Consider the following 13,724-nt stretch of genomic DNA (forward strand, 5'->3'; position numbering starts at 1 on the left):
CCCGGCCGGCGGTGCGCCGGCCGGCGGTCCGGCCGGCGGCTGGGAGGTCCTGCGGGAGGCCGCCCGGGACGCCATGTCCCGGGCGTACGCCCCCTACTCGGGCTTCCCGGTCGGCGTCGCCGCGGTGGTGGACGACGGCCGGGTGGTCACCGGCTGCAACGTGGAGAACGCCAGCTACGGGCTCGGTCTGTGCGCCGAGTGCGGACTGGTCTCCCAGCTGCAGAACACCGGTGGCGGTCGGCTGACCCACTTCACCTGTGTCGACGGCAAGGGCGGCCTGCTCGTGCCGTGCGGCCGCTGCCGCCAGCTCCTCTTCGAGTTCGGCGGTCCCGACCTCCAGGTCGACACCCCCGAGGGCGTCGTGCCGCTCGCGGCGATGCTGCCCCAGGCCTTCGGGCCCGACCACCTGCGATAGCCGTGCCGACGGCCCTCCGCTCCCTGCCGGGCGGAGGGCCGTCGTGTTCACTGTTCCCGACACCCTTTTCCTCCTCGATCCCCCTCTTCGACTCTCTATGCGCGTAGAAGGTCCGCGCGTAGCGCAGGAAGTAAGGAAGTTCTCCATGGACGTCATCTCCGTCATCCGCACCAAGCGCGACCGCGGTGAGCTGAGCCCCGAGCAGATCGACTGGGTCATCGACGCGTACACGCGCGGTGTCGTCGCCGACGAGCAGATGTCCGCGCTGGCCATGGCCATCCTGCTCAACGGCATGAACCGGACCGAGATCGCCCGCTGGACCGCCGCCATGATCGCCTCCGGCGAGCGCATGGACTTCTCGTCCCTGTCCCGTCCGACCGCCGACAAGCACTCCACCGGCGGCGTCGGCGACAAGATCACCCTGCCGCTCGCCCCGCTGGTCGCCGCCTGCGGCGCGGCCGTCCCGCAGCTCTCGGGGCGCGGCCTCGGCCACACCGGCGGCACCCTGGACAAGCTGGAGTCCATCCCCGGCTGGCGCGCGCTGCTCTCCAACGAGGAGATGCTGCACGTCCTCGACACCACCGGCGCGGTCATCTGCGCGGCCGGCGACGGCCTGGCCCCGGCCGACAAGAAGCTCTACGCGCTGCGCGACGTGACGGGCACGGTGGAGGCCATCCCGCTGATCGCCTCCTCGATCATGTCGAAGAAGATCGCCGAGGGCACCGGCTCCCTGGTCCTGGACGTGAAGGTCGGCTCCGGCGCCTTCATGAAGAACATCGACGACGCCCGCGAGCTGGCCCGCACCATGGTCGGCCTCGGCACCGACAGCGGCGTGAAGACGGTCGCCCTCCTGACGGACATGTCGACCCCGCTCGGCCTGACCGCCGGCAACGCCCTGGAGGTCCGCGAGTCGGTCGAGGTCCTGGCCGGCGGCGGCCCCGCCGACGTGGTCGAGCTGACCATCGCCCTGGCCAAGGAGATGCTGGAGGCCGCCGGCATCAAGGACGCCGACCCGGCCAAGGCCCTCGCGGACGGCTCCGCGATGGACGTCTGGCGCCGGATGATCGCGGCCCAGGGCGGCGACCCGGACGCGACCCTCCCGGTCGCCCGCGAGCAGCACGTGGTCACCGCCCCCGAGTCGGGCGTCCTGACCCGCCTGGACGCGTACGGCGTGGGCGTCGGCGCCTGGCGCCTGGGCGCGGGCCGCGCCCGCAAGGAGGACCCGGTGCAGGCGGGCGCGGGCATCGAGCTCCACGCGAAGCCCGGCGACACGGTCACGGCGGGCCAGCCCCTGATGACCCTCCACACGGACACCCCGGAGAAGTTCGACTACGCCCTGTCGGCCCTGGAGGGCACGTACGACATCGCGGCGGCGGGCACGGAGTTCACCGCCCCGCCGATCGTGCTGGACCGCATCGCCTGACCTGCGGTTTCCCTTGCGGGCGAACGGGACCGGTGGACCCCCACCGGTCCCGTTCGGCATGCGGGGACCACCACACACCATCTGATCGCGGCCAAGGTGCAGCGTCGGCCCGCACGCTCGGTGCGGGCCCTGCTCGTGGTGACGGGGTCGGTCAGCCGATGGAGGTGAAGGTGTTCCAGCCCTCCTCGTCGACGCGCCAGGGGTTCTGGGCGGTGCTGCCGCCGTAGAAGAGGTGCAGTGTTCCGTCCTTGCGCGTCAGATAGAAGTCCGGGAAGCCGTCCTCGTTGAGGTCGGTCGTGCCGCGTACGAGGGGCCACGTGGCACGGTCCCACCCGGGTGTGCCGTACTCGCCCGCTCCGCCGTAGGGTCCGCCCAGACCGTAGAGCCGGTCGCCGTCCAAGGACGCGGCGGCGGTGCCGATGGAGACCAGGTCGACGCCGCCGTTCGCACCCGGCTTGCCCTTCCGCAGGACCAGGCGCTGCGGGGACGTGGCGTCGTCACGGAAGATCAGGTCCGGGACGTTGTCCTTGTTGGCGTCGCGGACCCCGACGATGTCCCGCTTGCTCCAACCCGTGCCGCCGATCTGCTTGACCGAGGTGAAGCCGGCGCCCGTGTAGCCGGTGAAGGCCCAGAAGGTGTCGCCGTTGTCGGCGAGGGCGAAGAAGTCCGCCATGCCGTCACCGGTGACGTCCTCGGTGGGGATGAGCTGGGTGAACCCGGCCGGGTCCGGCGAGCCGGCCGGCAGCAGCATCTCCATGCGGCGGCTGATGTCGAACCGGCCGAATCCGTCGCCCGGGTAGACGTACAGCTTGCCGTCGGGCATGCGGGCGATCAGGTCGGTGAGACCGTCGCCCGGGAACCAGTCGGTGGAGTGGCCGATGATCGCGGCCTTGCCGGTGGCGGCGTCCTTCCAGTAACCGTCCGGTACCGGCTTGCCGTTGTCCGTGGCCGCGGGCATCCACGCTTCGATGTCGCCCTTGTACGGGGCCTTGGGGTCGCCCGGGTACGTCCTGAGGTTGCCCTTGGCGTCGACGGCGAGGATGTCGGGTGCGCCGTCGCCGGTGACGTCGTTGGGCCGGTCCAGGCCCGGCCGCGGGCGGACGTAGAACAGGTAGGTCGTGGGGACCGAGACGTTGCCGGCCTTGCTGACGGTGCGGACGTGGAGCACGTTCGGGCCGGCGGTGTCGACCTGGAGCTTGATGGAGGCGAGGTCGGCGTTCCAGGGCCAGACCTTCTGGTCGAAGGAGGCCTGGTTCAGGCTCCACTGGTACTCGCGGATGTCCTCGGGCTTGGTGCCGTTGCCCAGGACCTCGATCCACTGGTCGGGTGTGCCGGCGGGGTTCGTGCTCCATTCGGCGCCGTCGGGCCCGGGTGCAGGGAAGGACGAGGAGCGCACGGTCGGGTTGGCGGGGGCGGTGTGGTCGACCGTGAAGGTGCACCATCCGCCGGCGCCGGAGTCCAGGGGGCCGCTGCCGGACCACCAGTTGTCCCCGTCGATCGCCTGGGCGAGCCAGAAGTAGGTCTTGCCCGGCTTGAGCTCGTCAGCAGTGACATCGATCCAGGCCAGGCCCGTGCTGTCGACGTCGTCGAACCGGTTGATCGACTCGGTTCCGTCGGCGGACCAGATGCGGAAGTTGACCTGCCGGAGGTTTCCGTCGCCGTCCGAGGCCTTCGCCTCGAACCTCACGGTGGCCTTGCCGATGCTCGTTCCGGTGCCGGTGGTGAGGCAGGGGCCGCCGGGAGTGGTGCTCATGTTCGCCGCGACCGGGGTGTCGGGGCGCTTGTTGTAGTGGATCTCGACGTACGGGGCGCTGTCACCGTTGGCGAGGAATTTCTTCCAGCTGTTTTCGTCGCTCTCGTTGTCCGCGCGGAATCCGAAAGTGATGGCCTGCCACTGGCTGGCGGCACCCTGCTCGACGGTCCGCTTCACATCCAGCCGGACCCAGTCGTCGTTGCAGCCGTACGTACCGTTTCCGTGTGCCACATTGGCTCCGGTCACCCGGTTGCCCCAGAACGAGCCGTTGTCCGTGTTGTTCCACGTGCTCGAATGGGTGACGTAGGGGGTGGCGTAGACGCTGAAGGGGCTGGGAGTGCAGCTCCACGAATGCGTCTCCAGGGCGTGCAGCGTCGCCTGGTAGATGCCCGCGCCGTGAAACGCGCTGCTGAAGGCGAAATTGAAGACCGAACGGGATGTCCCGTAGCTGTCGGTTTCATGGCCGACACGTGCATCGCTGGTTCCCGGGGCGTTGTAGTTCTCCCCGTTGAAGAAGCTTGCGTTGCCCGGGTATTTGTAGAGCAGGGTCCAGCCGTACTTGTGCATGTTGAGCGCCGGGTCGATGAAGACCGGATAGACCGTGCTCTCGTGGTGGAGCAGGCCGGTGTCCGGCTTGAGGCTGAGCGTGTTGTCCTCGGAGAGCGAGGCCTTGGCGACGGCCTTGTGGGCGCCTCCCGAGCCGGCGATGCCGGGCAGGGCGAGCGTGGGGTGATCCTTTGCAGCCGGCCCGGGTGTGAACGCCGGGCCGCCCGAGGGGGTGACGACCTTGCCCGCAGAGTCCCACATGAGGGTCGTGGGAGCGCCCACGACATCCTTGCCGGAGGCGTCGCGTCCGCTGAGCGTGGAGGACTCCTCGTCGACGCGGAAGGTCAGCGAGGGGCTGCTCAGGCGGTAGTTCAGCTCGCCGAGCAGGGGGTCGGCCGCGGCCTTCTTGTCCTTGACGACGAGCAGGTGGGAATAGCCGCCGTCCAGGGCGGTCATCACCAGGTCGATGCCGGGGCGAATGTTCTCGTACAGGGCGCGGGGTCCGTCCACGACCGGCTCCGGCAGTGCGCCGGGCCAGCTCAGAACCATGTCGTGGCCGTCGGCGTTCAGACGCACCAGCTCGGTCCAGGAGGAGCCCGCAGCCGGCCCGCCACCGGAGCTGAAGACCAGTCGGCTGTTCACGGCCTTGGGCGCATAGCCTCCCTCGACGCGCTGGAGCGTGGTGTCCACGGGCTTCCACTCGTTGCCCACCTTGGCGTGGACGGCCGACGAGTGGACCTTGGCCTTGAGGTGGCCGTCCGGCTGCGCCCAGACGGTGGTGTTGGCCTGCCAGTCGGCGGTGGCGGCGACCTCCTTGCCTGTCTTGCGGGCCTGGCGGAGGGCGTCGGCGGCGGTCACCGGACCGGTGCCGCGACGGTTCTCCTCCGGCTCCTTGTCCTGGTGCGGGTCGGCGAGGTGGACAGCGAGCGGCAGCGCCAGGGCTGCGGCCGCGATCGCGGCGACGGCAGCGAAAAGCCGCTTGCGGCGGGGCCTTTTATCCGTTGCTGCGGGACCGTCGTTCCGGTTTCCGTCCTGCCCCGGCGGAGAGGCCGCCGGTTTTTCGTCCAGTGGCTGAAAAGCCGCCATGGTTGTTCTTCTCCCCCCTCGGGCGGACACGGCATGGTCGCCCTCGGAACTCATGGTGATTTTCGGCCCTTGGCCGAAACGCCGACAGTCAGGACGGTCGGGTAATGCCGGGGCCGGGACGAAAGGACCGCTCCCCACGTTCCTTTCGTGCACAGGTCTGCGGTCAGAGCATGGACCATCCCTCCGACAACGTCACCCCGCCGGCTCGCCACGGCGCCACCGCATTGCCCATTTTGGCGCGTTCGTCCACGCGTATGCAAGCGTTAAGGTGACGAGGATCACATCAAATGCGGAAACCGTGGACTTTTCTTTGTCGCGTGCCACACAATCACCTGGCTATTTGTCAGTTCTCTGCCCGTCGTGCGTCGATTACCGCGCCGGGCAGCGCGTGGGGGGGTCCACATGTCGCCGTTTTCGGCGAGCAATTTCCGCATGCCCGGAAACGGGCGAAGTCGCAGGCGTGCCGCGCGGCAGGTCGCCGTCGCGCTGTCGGCGCTGCTGACCGTGACGCTGCTGCCCGCGCAGGCATGGGCCGCGGGGGCGGGCGACCGCAACGGCATCTCCCTGCCCGGCCTCCAGCAGGAAGCGCCCGTCAAGCTGGACAAGGACGCGGCGGCGAAGTTGGAAGGCTGGGCGGGCAGCCCGGCGCAGCCGCCGGCCGAGTACGTCCCGACCGACGTCACGCCCCCACCGGCCGGTACCACCCAGGTCGCCCTGGGCGGCGACCAGCTGGTCCAGGCCGGCTCCCTCCCCGTCGCGATCGGCAAGGCTTCGCCGACCGAGGCCAACCCCACGCCTCCGGCGCCCTCCGGCACCTGGTCGGTCTCGGTGGAGGGGCGCACCTCCACCGAGGCCGCGGGCGTCGACGGCGCGATCATCAAGGTCACGCCGCCTGCCGGGGCCGCGACGCCGGTGGACGTGCGACTGGACTACAAGAAGTTCCAGGACCTCTACGGCACCGAGTGGGCGTCCCGCCTGGAGCTGAAGCAGCTCCCCGAGTGCTTCCTGACCACCCCCGACCTGCCCGAGTGCACGACCTCCAAGACCGTCCCCTCTACCAACGACCCCGCCACCGGCACCGTCCGCGCGACCGTGGACCCGGCGACCTCGCCGGGCATGGGCATGCGCACCATGGCGGTCGGCGGCGGTGGCCCGATGGTCCTGGCCGCGTCCGACTCGGCGTCCGGCGCCGGCGGCACGTACAAGGCCACCTCGCTCTCCCCGTCCGGCACCTGGTCGGCGGGCGGCAGCGGCGGCGGCTTCTCGTGGACCTACCCCCTGACGGTGCCGCCGACCCCGGCCGGCCCCGCGCCGAAGATCGCCTTCTCGTACTCCTCGCAGGCCGTGGACGGCAAGACCTCGGCGAGCAACGGCCAGGCCTCCTGGATCGGTGACGGCTGGGGCTACGAACCCGGCTTCGTCGAGCGCCGCTACCGCGCCTGCTCCGAGGACCGCAAGGCGGGTGCGAGCGGGGCCGCGAACAACGACAACAGCACGGACAAGAAGAAGAGCGACCTCTGCTGGGCCGGCGACAACGTCGTGATGTCGCTGGGCGGCTCGACGACCGAACTGGTCCACGACGCCACGACCGGCGCCTGGATTCCGGCTTCGGACGACGGCTCGCGCATCGAGCGGAAGACCGGCGGCTCCAACGGCGCCAAGGACGGCGAGTACTGGGTGGTCACCACCCGCGACGGCACCCGCTACCACTTCGGCCTGCACGACGTGGACGGCGCCGGCAGCCGTGCCGTGACGAACTCGGTGTTCACCGTCCCGGTCTTCGGCAACCACCCGGGCGAGCCCTGCTACCAGAGCTCCTTCGCGAGTTCCTCCTGCACCCAGGGCTGGCGCTGGAACCTCGACTACGTCGAGGACGTGCACGGCAACGCGATGGTCGTCGACTGGGCGCGGGAGACCAACCACTACGCGAAGAACGAGAAGTTCAAGGAGAAGGTCTCCTACGTCCGCGGCGGCTACCCGACCCAGATCCTCTACGGTCTGCGCGCGGACAACCTCTCGGGCGCCCCGGCCGGCAAGGTCGAGTTCACCGTCGCCGAGCGCTGCATCGCCGAGGGCGGCACCAAGTGCACCGACACCGAGTTCGAGTCGAAGAACTACGGCGACAAGCAGCCGTGGTGGGACACCCCGTCGACGCTGCACTGCAAGGCGGACGCCAAGGACTGCTACGTCTCCTCGCCGACCTTCTGGTCCCGTAAGCGGCTGACGTCCGTCACCACGTACGCCCAGCGCACCTCGGGCTCGACCGATCTGTCGGCCGTCGACCGCTGGAACCTGACCCAGTCCTTCCCGATGCAGCGCACCGACACCCACCCGCCGCTGTGGCTGGAGTCGATCACCCGCACCGGCTACGGAGTGAAGGACGCGCAGGGCAATCAGCCCAGCACCGCGCTGCCGCCGGTCTCCTTCCTGCCCAACGTGCAGGACATGCCCAACCGCGTCGCCACCAGTGCCACGGACGCCACCCCCGACTTCGACCGCCTGCGCGTCGAGACGATCCGCTCCGAGACGGGCGGCGAGACGTACGTCGACTACTCCGACCCCTGCCCGGTCGGCGGCACGCACCCCAAGCCGGAGGAGAACACCACCCGCTGCTACCCGGTCCACTGGTCGCCCGACCCGGACCTGGAGAAGCCGCCGATCGAGTGGTTCAACAAGTACGTCGTCGACCGCGTCGTCGAGCGGGACCGCGTCGCGCGCCAGCCCGACGTCGTCACGAGCTACACGTACGAGGGCGACGCGGCCTGGGCCAAGGAGACCGACGAGTTCTCCAAGCCCGAGCTGCGCACGTACAGCCAGTGGCGCGGTTACGCCTCGGTCGTGGTGAAGAAGGGCGTCACTGCGAACGCCGGCAAGGCCGACGCCACCGAGCAGTCGATGACCCGGACCCGCTACTTCCGCGGCATGTCCGGCGACGCCGGCCGCGCGAGGATCACGGTCAAGGACTCCACCGGTGCGGAGGAGCTCGGCGAGGACCTGCCGCAGTACCAGGGCCGGGCCGCCGAGACGATCACGTACACCAAGGTGGGCGGCGAGATCGCCGCGCGCGAGCTGACCTGGCCGTGGTCGCAGAAGACGGCGACCCGGCAGCGTGAGGGCACCACCCCGCTGGAGGCCTTCCGCAGCAACACCGCCCGGACGGACGCCATCCAGGCGATCAGCGGCGGCCGGTCCGGCATCCTGCGCACGACGAACACGTTCGAGCCGGCGTACGGCCTCGTCACGTCCACGGAGAAGGCCGGCATCACCCTGTCCGGCTCCGGGGCCTGGACCCTCTCGGACCAGACCTGTACGAGCACGACCTACGTCCACAACACCGACAAGCACCTGATCGGCCTGCCGCAGCGGGTCCGTACGACCGCGGGCGAGTGCGCCAAGGCGGGCATGGCCGCCATGCTCTCCGACACCCGCACCTCGTACGACGCCCTGAACGCCTTCGGCACCGCGCCGGTCAAGGGCCTGCCGTACCAGATCGACACCAACGACGCGGCCGGCACCGGCTGGGTCACGACGGCCCGGACCGAGTACGACGCGCTCGGCCGCGCCACCAAGGCGTACGACGCGGCGGGCACCGCCACGTCCACCGCCTTCACCCCGGCGACCGGTCCGGTCTTCAGCTCGACGGTCACCAACGCCCTCGGGCACACGGCGACCACCAAGGTGGACCCAGGCCGTGCCACGCCGCTGGAGACCACGGACGCCAACGGCCGCAAGGTCACGACGGCGTACGACAACCTGGGCCGCACCACGGCCGTCTGGACGCCGTCGCAGAAGCCGGGGACCGACAAGGCCGCCTACACCTTCGAGTACCAGATCGCCGAGCACCAGCCGCCGGTCGTCACGAGCGGCGTGCTGCGTGACAACGGCACGTACGAGAAGTCGCTCACGATCTACGACGGCCAGCTACGCACGCGTCAGACCCAGACGGAGTCGATCGCGGGCGGCCGACTGATCTCGGACAACCTCTACAGCGCCAACGGAACGGTTGCCCGGTCGAACGCCGCGTACTACACGCAGGGCGCACCGGACTCGAAGATCTTCACGCCCGTGGAGTCCGAGGTCCCCAACTCGACGAGGACGGCGTACGACGGCCTGGGCCGCGCCGTACGGGTCACGACCTTCCACGAGGACACGGCGAAGTACTCGTCCACCAGCCGCTACGAGGGCGACTGGACGCTGACGCGCACCGGGATGAACGAGACCGGTGACGCGCCCCTGGCGGGCAGCCGGTCGGTGCGGACGACGACCGACGTGATGGGTCGCACGACGCAGATCCACCACTACAGGACGACGGACCTCACCCCCCAGAAGATCACGGCCCCGACGTCCGACGACGCCAACGTCACCTCGTACACGTACGACATCCGCGGCAAGCTGGTGAAGGTCACGGACCCGGCGCTGAACACGTGGACGTACACCTACGACGCGCGCGGCCGTAAGACCGCCTCGTCCGACCCGGACATGGGCGACGCGTCGTTCGGCTACGACAACCTCGACCGCCTGGTCTGGGCGAAGGACTCGGCCGGCCGTACGCAGTACACGACGTACGACGTCCTCGGCCGGACCACGGCGCTGCGCGACGACGCGGCGGACGGTCCGCTGGTGGCGGCGTTCACCTTCGACACGCTGCCGGGCGCCAAGGGCAAGCCGGTCGCCTCGACCCGTTACTACGACGGCAAGGCGTACACGAGCGAGGTCACGGGCTACGACGCGGAGTACCGCCCGACGGGCTCCCGGATCACCGTCCCGGACACCGCGGCCACGAAGGGCCTGGCCGGCACGTACGCGTACGCGTCGACGTACACCCCGACCGGCAAGGTCCAGACGACCACCCTCCCGGCGACCCCGGGCGGCCTGGCCGCCGAACGCCTGGTCACCCGCTACAACGCCCAGGGCGCGCCGATCACCCTGTCCGGCCTGGACTGGTACGCGGCGGACACGGTCTACAGCCCGTTCGGCGAGGTCATGCGCACGGCGTCGGGCAGTGCCCCGCGCCGGGTGTGGGCGACGAACCTGTACGACCGGAACACGCGCCGGCTGACGGACTCGATCACGGACCGCGAGACCCCGAACCAGCCGGACCCGGCCAACCCCAACCGCATCAGCCAGCTCTCGTACGCGTACGACCCGGTCGGCGACATCACGTCGATCACGGACACCCGGCCGGGCGGCCGCGTCGACAAGGAGTGCTTCACGTACGACCCGATGGGCCAGCTGACGCAGGCCTGGACGGGCAAGGCGTGCGGGGCGGACGTGAAGGCCGATGTCACGGCCGGCCCGGACGGGGACGGCTACTGGCAGGAGTACTCCTTCGACTCGATCGGCAACCGCACCAAGCTGGTCGACCACGACTTGGTGGACCCGTCCCTGAACGACGAGTTCACGTACGAGTACGGCGTCACGATCGCGGGCAACGGCACACAGCCGCCGGTCAAGATCCAGCCGCACGCGTTGACGAAGGTGAACCAGACGACCCGCAAGCCGGGCCAGACCGTCACCTCGCAGTCGACGTACGGCTACGACGCCGCGGGCAACACCACGCGCCGCACCGTCGGGGGCGACACCCAGACCCTGAACTGGGACCGCCGCAACAAGCTCACCTCGGCGACGAGCCCGGGCATCGGCGCGGTGGCGGTGCAGGGCCTGGCCGGCAAGTGCCTGGACCTGCAGTCCGGCAACACGGCGGACGGCACCCCGCTCCAGCTCTACAGCTGCAACGCGTCGAAGGCGCAGCAGTGGCGGCTCACGGGCGACACGCTCCGCTTCCAGGACAAGTGCGTCACCAACCAGGGCGGCACACCGCGGCTGGCGGCGTGCGACGGCAGCGCGGCGCAGAAGTTCGTGTACCGCCCGGGTGACAGGACGATTCACCACCCGGCGACGAACGAGTGCCTGGACGTCCCGGCCGGCAACAGCAACGACGGCACGGTCCTGAACATCTGGACGTGCAACGGGGCGCCGTCCCAGGCGTGGTCGTTCAGCAACACGACCACGTACCTGTACGACGCGTCGGGCAACCGTCTGATCGAGGACAACGGCAGCACGCGCACCCTGTATCTGGGCGAGAGCGTGATCACGGTGAACTCGGCCGGCCAGGCCCTGGACGCCCAGCGCTACTACGCCTCCCCGGGCGGCCTGACCACGGTCCGCCAGACGTTCGGCAGGACAACGGGCCACAAGCTGACGGTCCAGGTCTCCGACCACCACGGCACGGGCACGACCTCGATCGACCAGGCCAACGGCCAGGCGATCACCCGCCGCAAGTTCGACCCGTACGGCAACCCCCGCGGCACCCAGCCGACCAACTGGTCGGGCACCCGCACCTTCCTGGGCACGGGCGTGGCGGACGCCTCGACCTCGCTGACCCACATAGGCGCCCGCGAGTACGAGTCCCAGACGGGCCGCTTCATCTCGGTCGACCCGATCATCGACATGGCCGACCCCCTCCAGATGAACGGCTACACGTACGCCAACGCCAACCCGGTCGGCAACGTCGACCCGGACGGCCTCAGGGTCATCGTGGGCGAGGACAAGGGCTGGCTGGACAGCGGCGGCAAGGGCGGCGACGACACCTACGCCAACAAGGAGAAGGCCAACGCCTCTTGGCCGTACGGCGGACAGGCGACGAGCAAGGGCGATGTCACCAGCAGCGGCAGCTCCGGTAAGAGCAGCAGCGGCAAGAAGAAGTCCGGGTGCGGCCTGCTGTCCTGGTGCAACGTCAAGAAGCAGTGGAATGAGCACAAGCACCAGATCGTCGGCTTCGTCGTCGAGGTCGCGGTCGGCGGAGTCTGCATGGCTGGTGCGGCAGCTGCCGGTATCGCCACAGGCGGCGTAGGTTTCGCCATGGCTGTCGGCTGCGGTGCCTTGGCTGCCGCTGCAGGCGCCGCAATCACCAATGCCATGGACCCGAATGCCGATCACAGCACGATGGGTGTGCTGGGCGACATGGCCAACGCCGCGCTGTGGGGCGCGGCGGGAGGCGCTGCAGGCCATGTACTCGCTCCGCTCATTGCGGCGGGGGTATCAAAGATCGCCTCTCGTCTTGCCGGTGGTGCGGCCGGGAAGGCGGCGGCCGGGAAGGCGACGGGTGAGGTTGGGGAGGCAGCAGCCCGTGGCGCCGGTTGCAACAGCTTCACGGCAGGCACGCGTGTCCTTCTCGCCGACGGCAGCTCCAAGCCGATCGAGGAATTGAGCGCCAGCGACGAAGTCCTGGCAAGTGATCCGGAAACGCACCAGACCGAAGCCAAGGTGGTCACGGCCTCGATCTTCACTGAGGACGATAAGGACTATGTCGACCTCACCGTCGAGGGTCCTGCCGATACGGAAAAGATCACGACGACGGCCCACCACCCGTTCTGGTCGGAGACCCAGAAGGCCTGGGTCGATGCCGGCGAGCTGTCGGTCGGAACCAAGCTGCGCACGGCAGACGGCGGCACGGCCACGGTCAGTCGCATACGCACCTACGGCGCAGACCTGGAGACGTACAACCTCACGGTTGCGGACTTCCACACGTACTATGTGCTCGCGGGCGCCACACCGGTCCTGGTCCACAATTGCTCAACCAATCTTCTTTCGGCAGAAGACCAGCTGAACGGGTTTATACCGAAAGTCGAGCGCGCTGAGGGATATCACGACGTTTGGATCCATGGTTCCCCTGATGGCGTCGCCCCCAGCTTCAATGCCGCAGAAGGTGGATCCGGTCTAATTAACCACCGGGTGCTGGCGGGCCTGATAAGGAGTGATCCGAACTACGCCGGCGGGCCGATTAGGCTCTGCTCCTGCCAGACTGGTGCTTCTCGAGGAACCTTCGCGCAGGATCTTGCCAATAAACTCGGCGTGGAAGTCCTGGCACCCACCGGCTACTTGTACGTACGTCCCAACGGTAGGATGAGTATTGGTCGTGAGGGTGCAGCGCTTGGTCGATCCCACTTCCATGGCGAATGGGCGAGTTTCCTTCCCGGAGGGGGCAGATGACAGGAGAGGACATCGTGAGACGTGCAGGATTCTATGGATCTGCTGAGGAAGTCTCCACCGCGGCGACCTCTGTCGAGCACCCCTGGGAGGCATTGGCGGCGCGCTATCTAGAAAAAGGGGAGGTTATTGTCGCCGCAAGCCAGTGGGTTGATGATCTACTGGATGTGAGTGCCAAGAGAATCTGCCAGTATTCAATTCGGACAGATGGCTCCTGGGTGTGGCCGAGCAGCCTGGTGTACTATGTGAGGCGATATCATGTGAAACTCCCCGCCGAGTTCCTCGATCACATGGCAGCAAATGATTGGATGGTGGGGGAATTGGAGGAGGCCGCGGTAGATGAAATCTATGAGCGGCTGGACGAGTTCACCGAATCCAGTCAATGAAAAGCGACGATAGAATCTGACCAGTCTCGACGCGCGGCTTTGCGGAGAGCGGGGCCCGTCAGATGCCAGAGGCCCCACCGGAGCATTCCGGTGGGGCCTCTGTGGTGCTTGACGGCAACGGTGACG

Annotated in this window: 5 protein-coding genes; 4 read left to right on the plus strand and 1 reads right to left on the minus strand. The window is 68.9% G+C overall.

All coding sequences use genetic code 11. From position 1 onward, the window contains the following. Nucleotides 1-49: 49 nt before the first annotated feature. Together EF918_RS37910 and EF918_RS01895 are read left to right on the plus strand one after the other, a co-directional pair. Entirely contained in the window at nucleotides 50-415 is a 366-nt protein-coding gene (locus EF918_RS37910) for a cytidine deaminase (protein ID WP_312847802.1), read from the plus strand. A 145-nt stretch (nucleotides 416-560) separates the two neighbouring features. After that, nucleotides 561-1,838, plus strand: coding sequence for a thymidine phosphorylase (locus EF918_RS01895; RefSeq protein ID WP_125639501.1), 1,278 nt, complete (start codon nucleotides 561-563; stop codon nucleotides 1,836-1,838). Nucleotides 1,839-1,989: 151 nt separating this feature from the next. Here EF918_RS01895 and EF918_RS01900 read toward each other — a convergent pair whose 3' ends face one another. Further along, nucleotides 1,990-5,223, minus strand: coding sequence for a DNRLRE domain-containing protein (locus EF918_RS01900; RefSeq protein WP_125639503.1), 3,234 nt, complete (start codon nucleotides 5,221-5,223; stop codon nucleotides 1,990-1,992). A 432-nt stretch (nucleotides 5,224-5,655) separates the two neighbouring features. Between EF918_RS01900 and EF918_RS01905 the strand changes: the two genes are divergently transcribed. Both EF918_RS01905 and EF918_RS01910 read left to right on the plus strand, forming a co-directional pair. Beyond that, nucleotides 5,656-13,215 carry a ricin-type beta-trefoil lectin domain protein gene (locus EF918_RS01905; RefSeq protein ID WP_125639505.1) on the plus strand — a complete coding sequence of 2,520 codons (7,560 nt, stop codon included), beginning with the start codon at nucleotides 5,656-5,658 and terminating at the stop codon, nucleotides 13,213-13,215. Then, nucleotides 13,212-13,598, plus strand: coding sequence for a hypothetical protein (locus tag EF918_RS01910; protein ID WP_125639507.1), 387 nt, complete (start codon nucleotides 13,212-13,214; stop codon nucleotides 13,596-13,598). The genes EF918_RS01905 and EF918_RS01910 overlap by 4 nt, the downstream gene beginning before the upstream one ends. The last annotated feature ends 126 nt before the right edge of the window (nucleotides 13,599-13,724 follow it).

This window comes from Streptomyces sp. WAC06614, from assembly GCF_003949795.1.
Classification (GTDB): Bacteria; Actinomycetota; Actinomycetes; order Streptomycetales; family Streptomycetaceae; genus Streptomyces.

Excerpts from the sequence above, each read along its gene's own strand:
- EF918_RS01910 (WP_125639507.1), top strand. The coding sequence starts at position 13,212 with ATGACAGGAGAGGACATCGTGAGACGTGCAGGATTCTATGGATCTGCT.
- EF918_RS01900 (WP_125639503.1), bottom strand. The coding sequence starts at position 5,223 with ATGGCGGCTTTTCAGCCACTGGACGAAAAACCGGCGGCCTCTCCGCCG.
- EF918_RS01905 (WP_125639505.1), top strand. The coding sequence starts at position 5,656 with ATGCCCGGAAACGGGCGAAGTCGCAGGCGTGCCGCGCGGCAGGTCGCC.
- EF918_RS01895 (WP_125639501.1), top strand. The coding sequence starts at position 561 with ATGGACGTCATCTCCGTCATCCGCACCAAGCGCGACCGCGGTGAGCTG.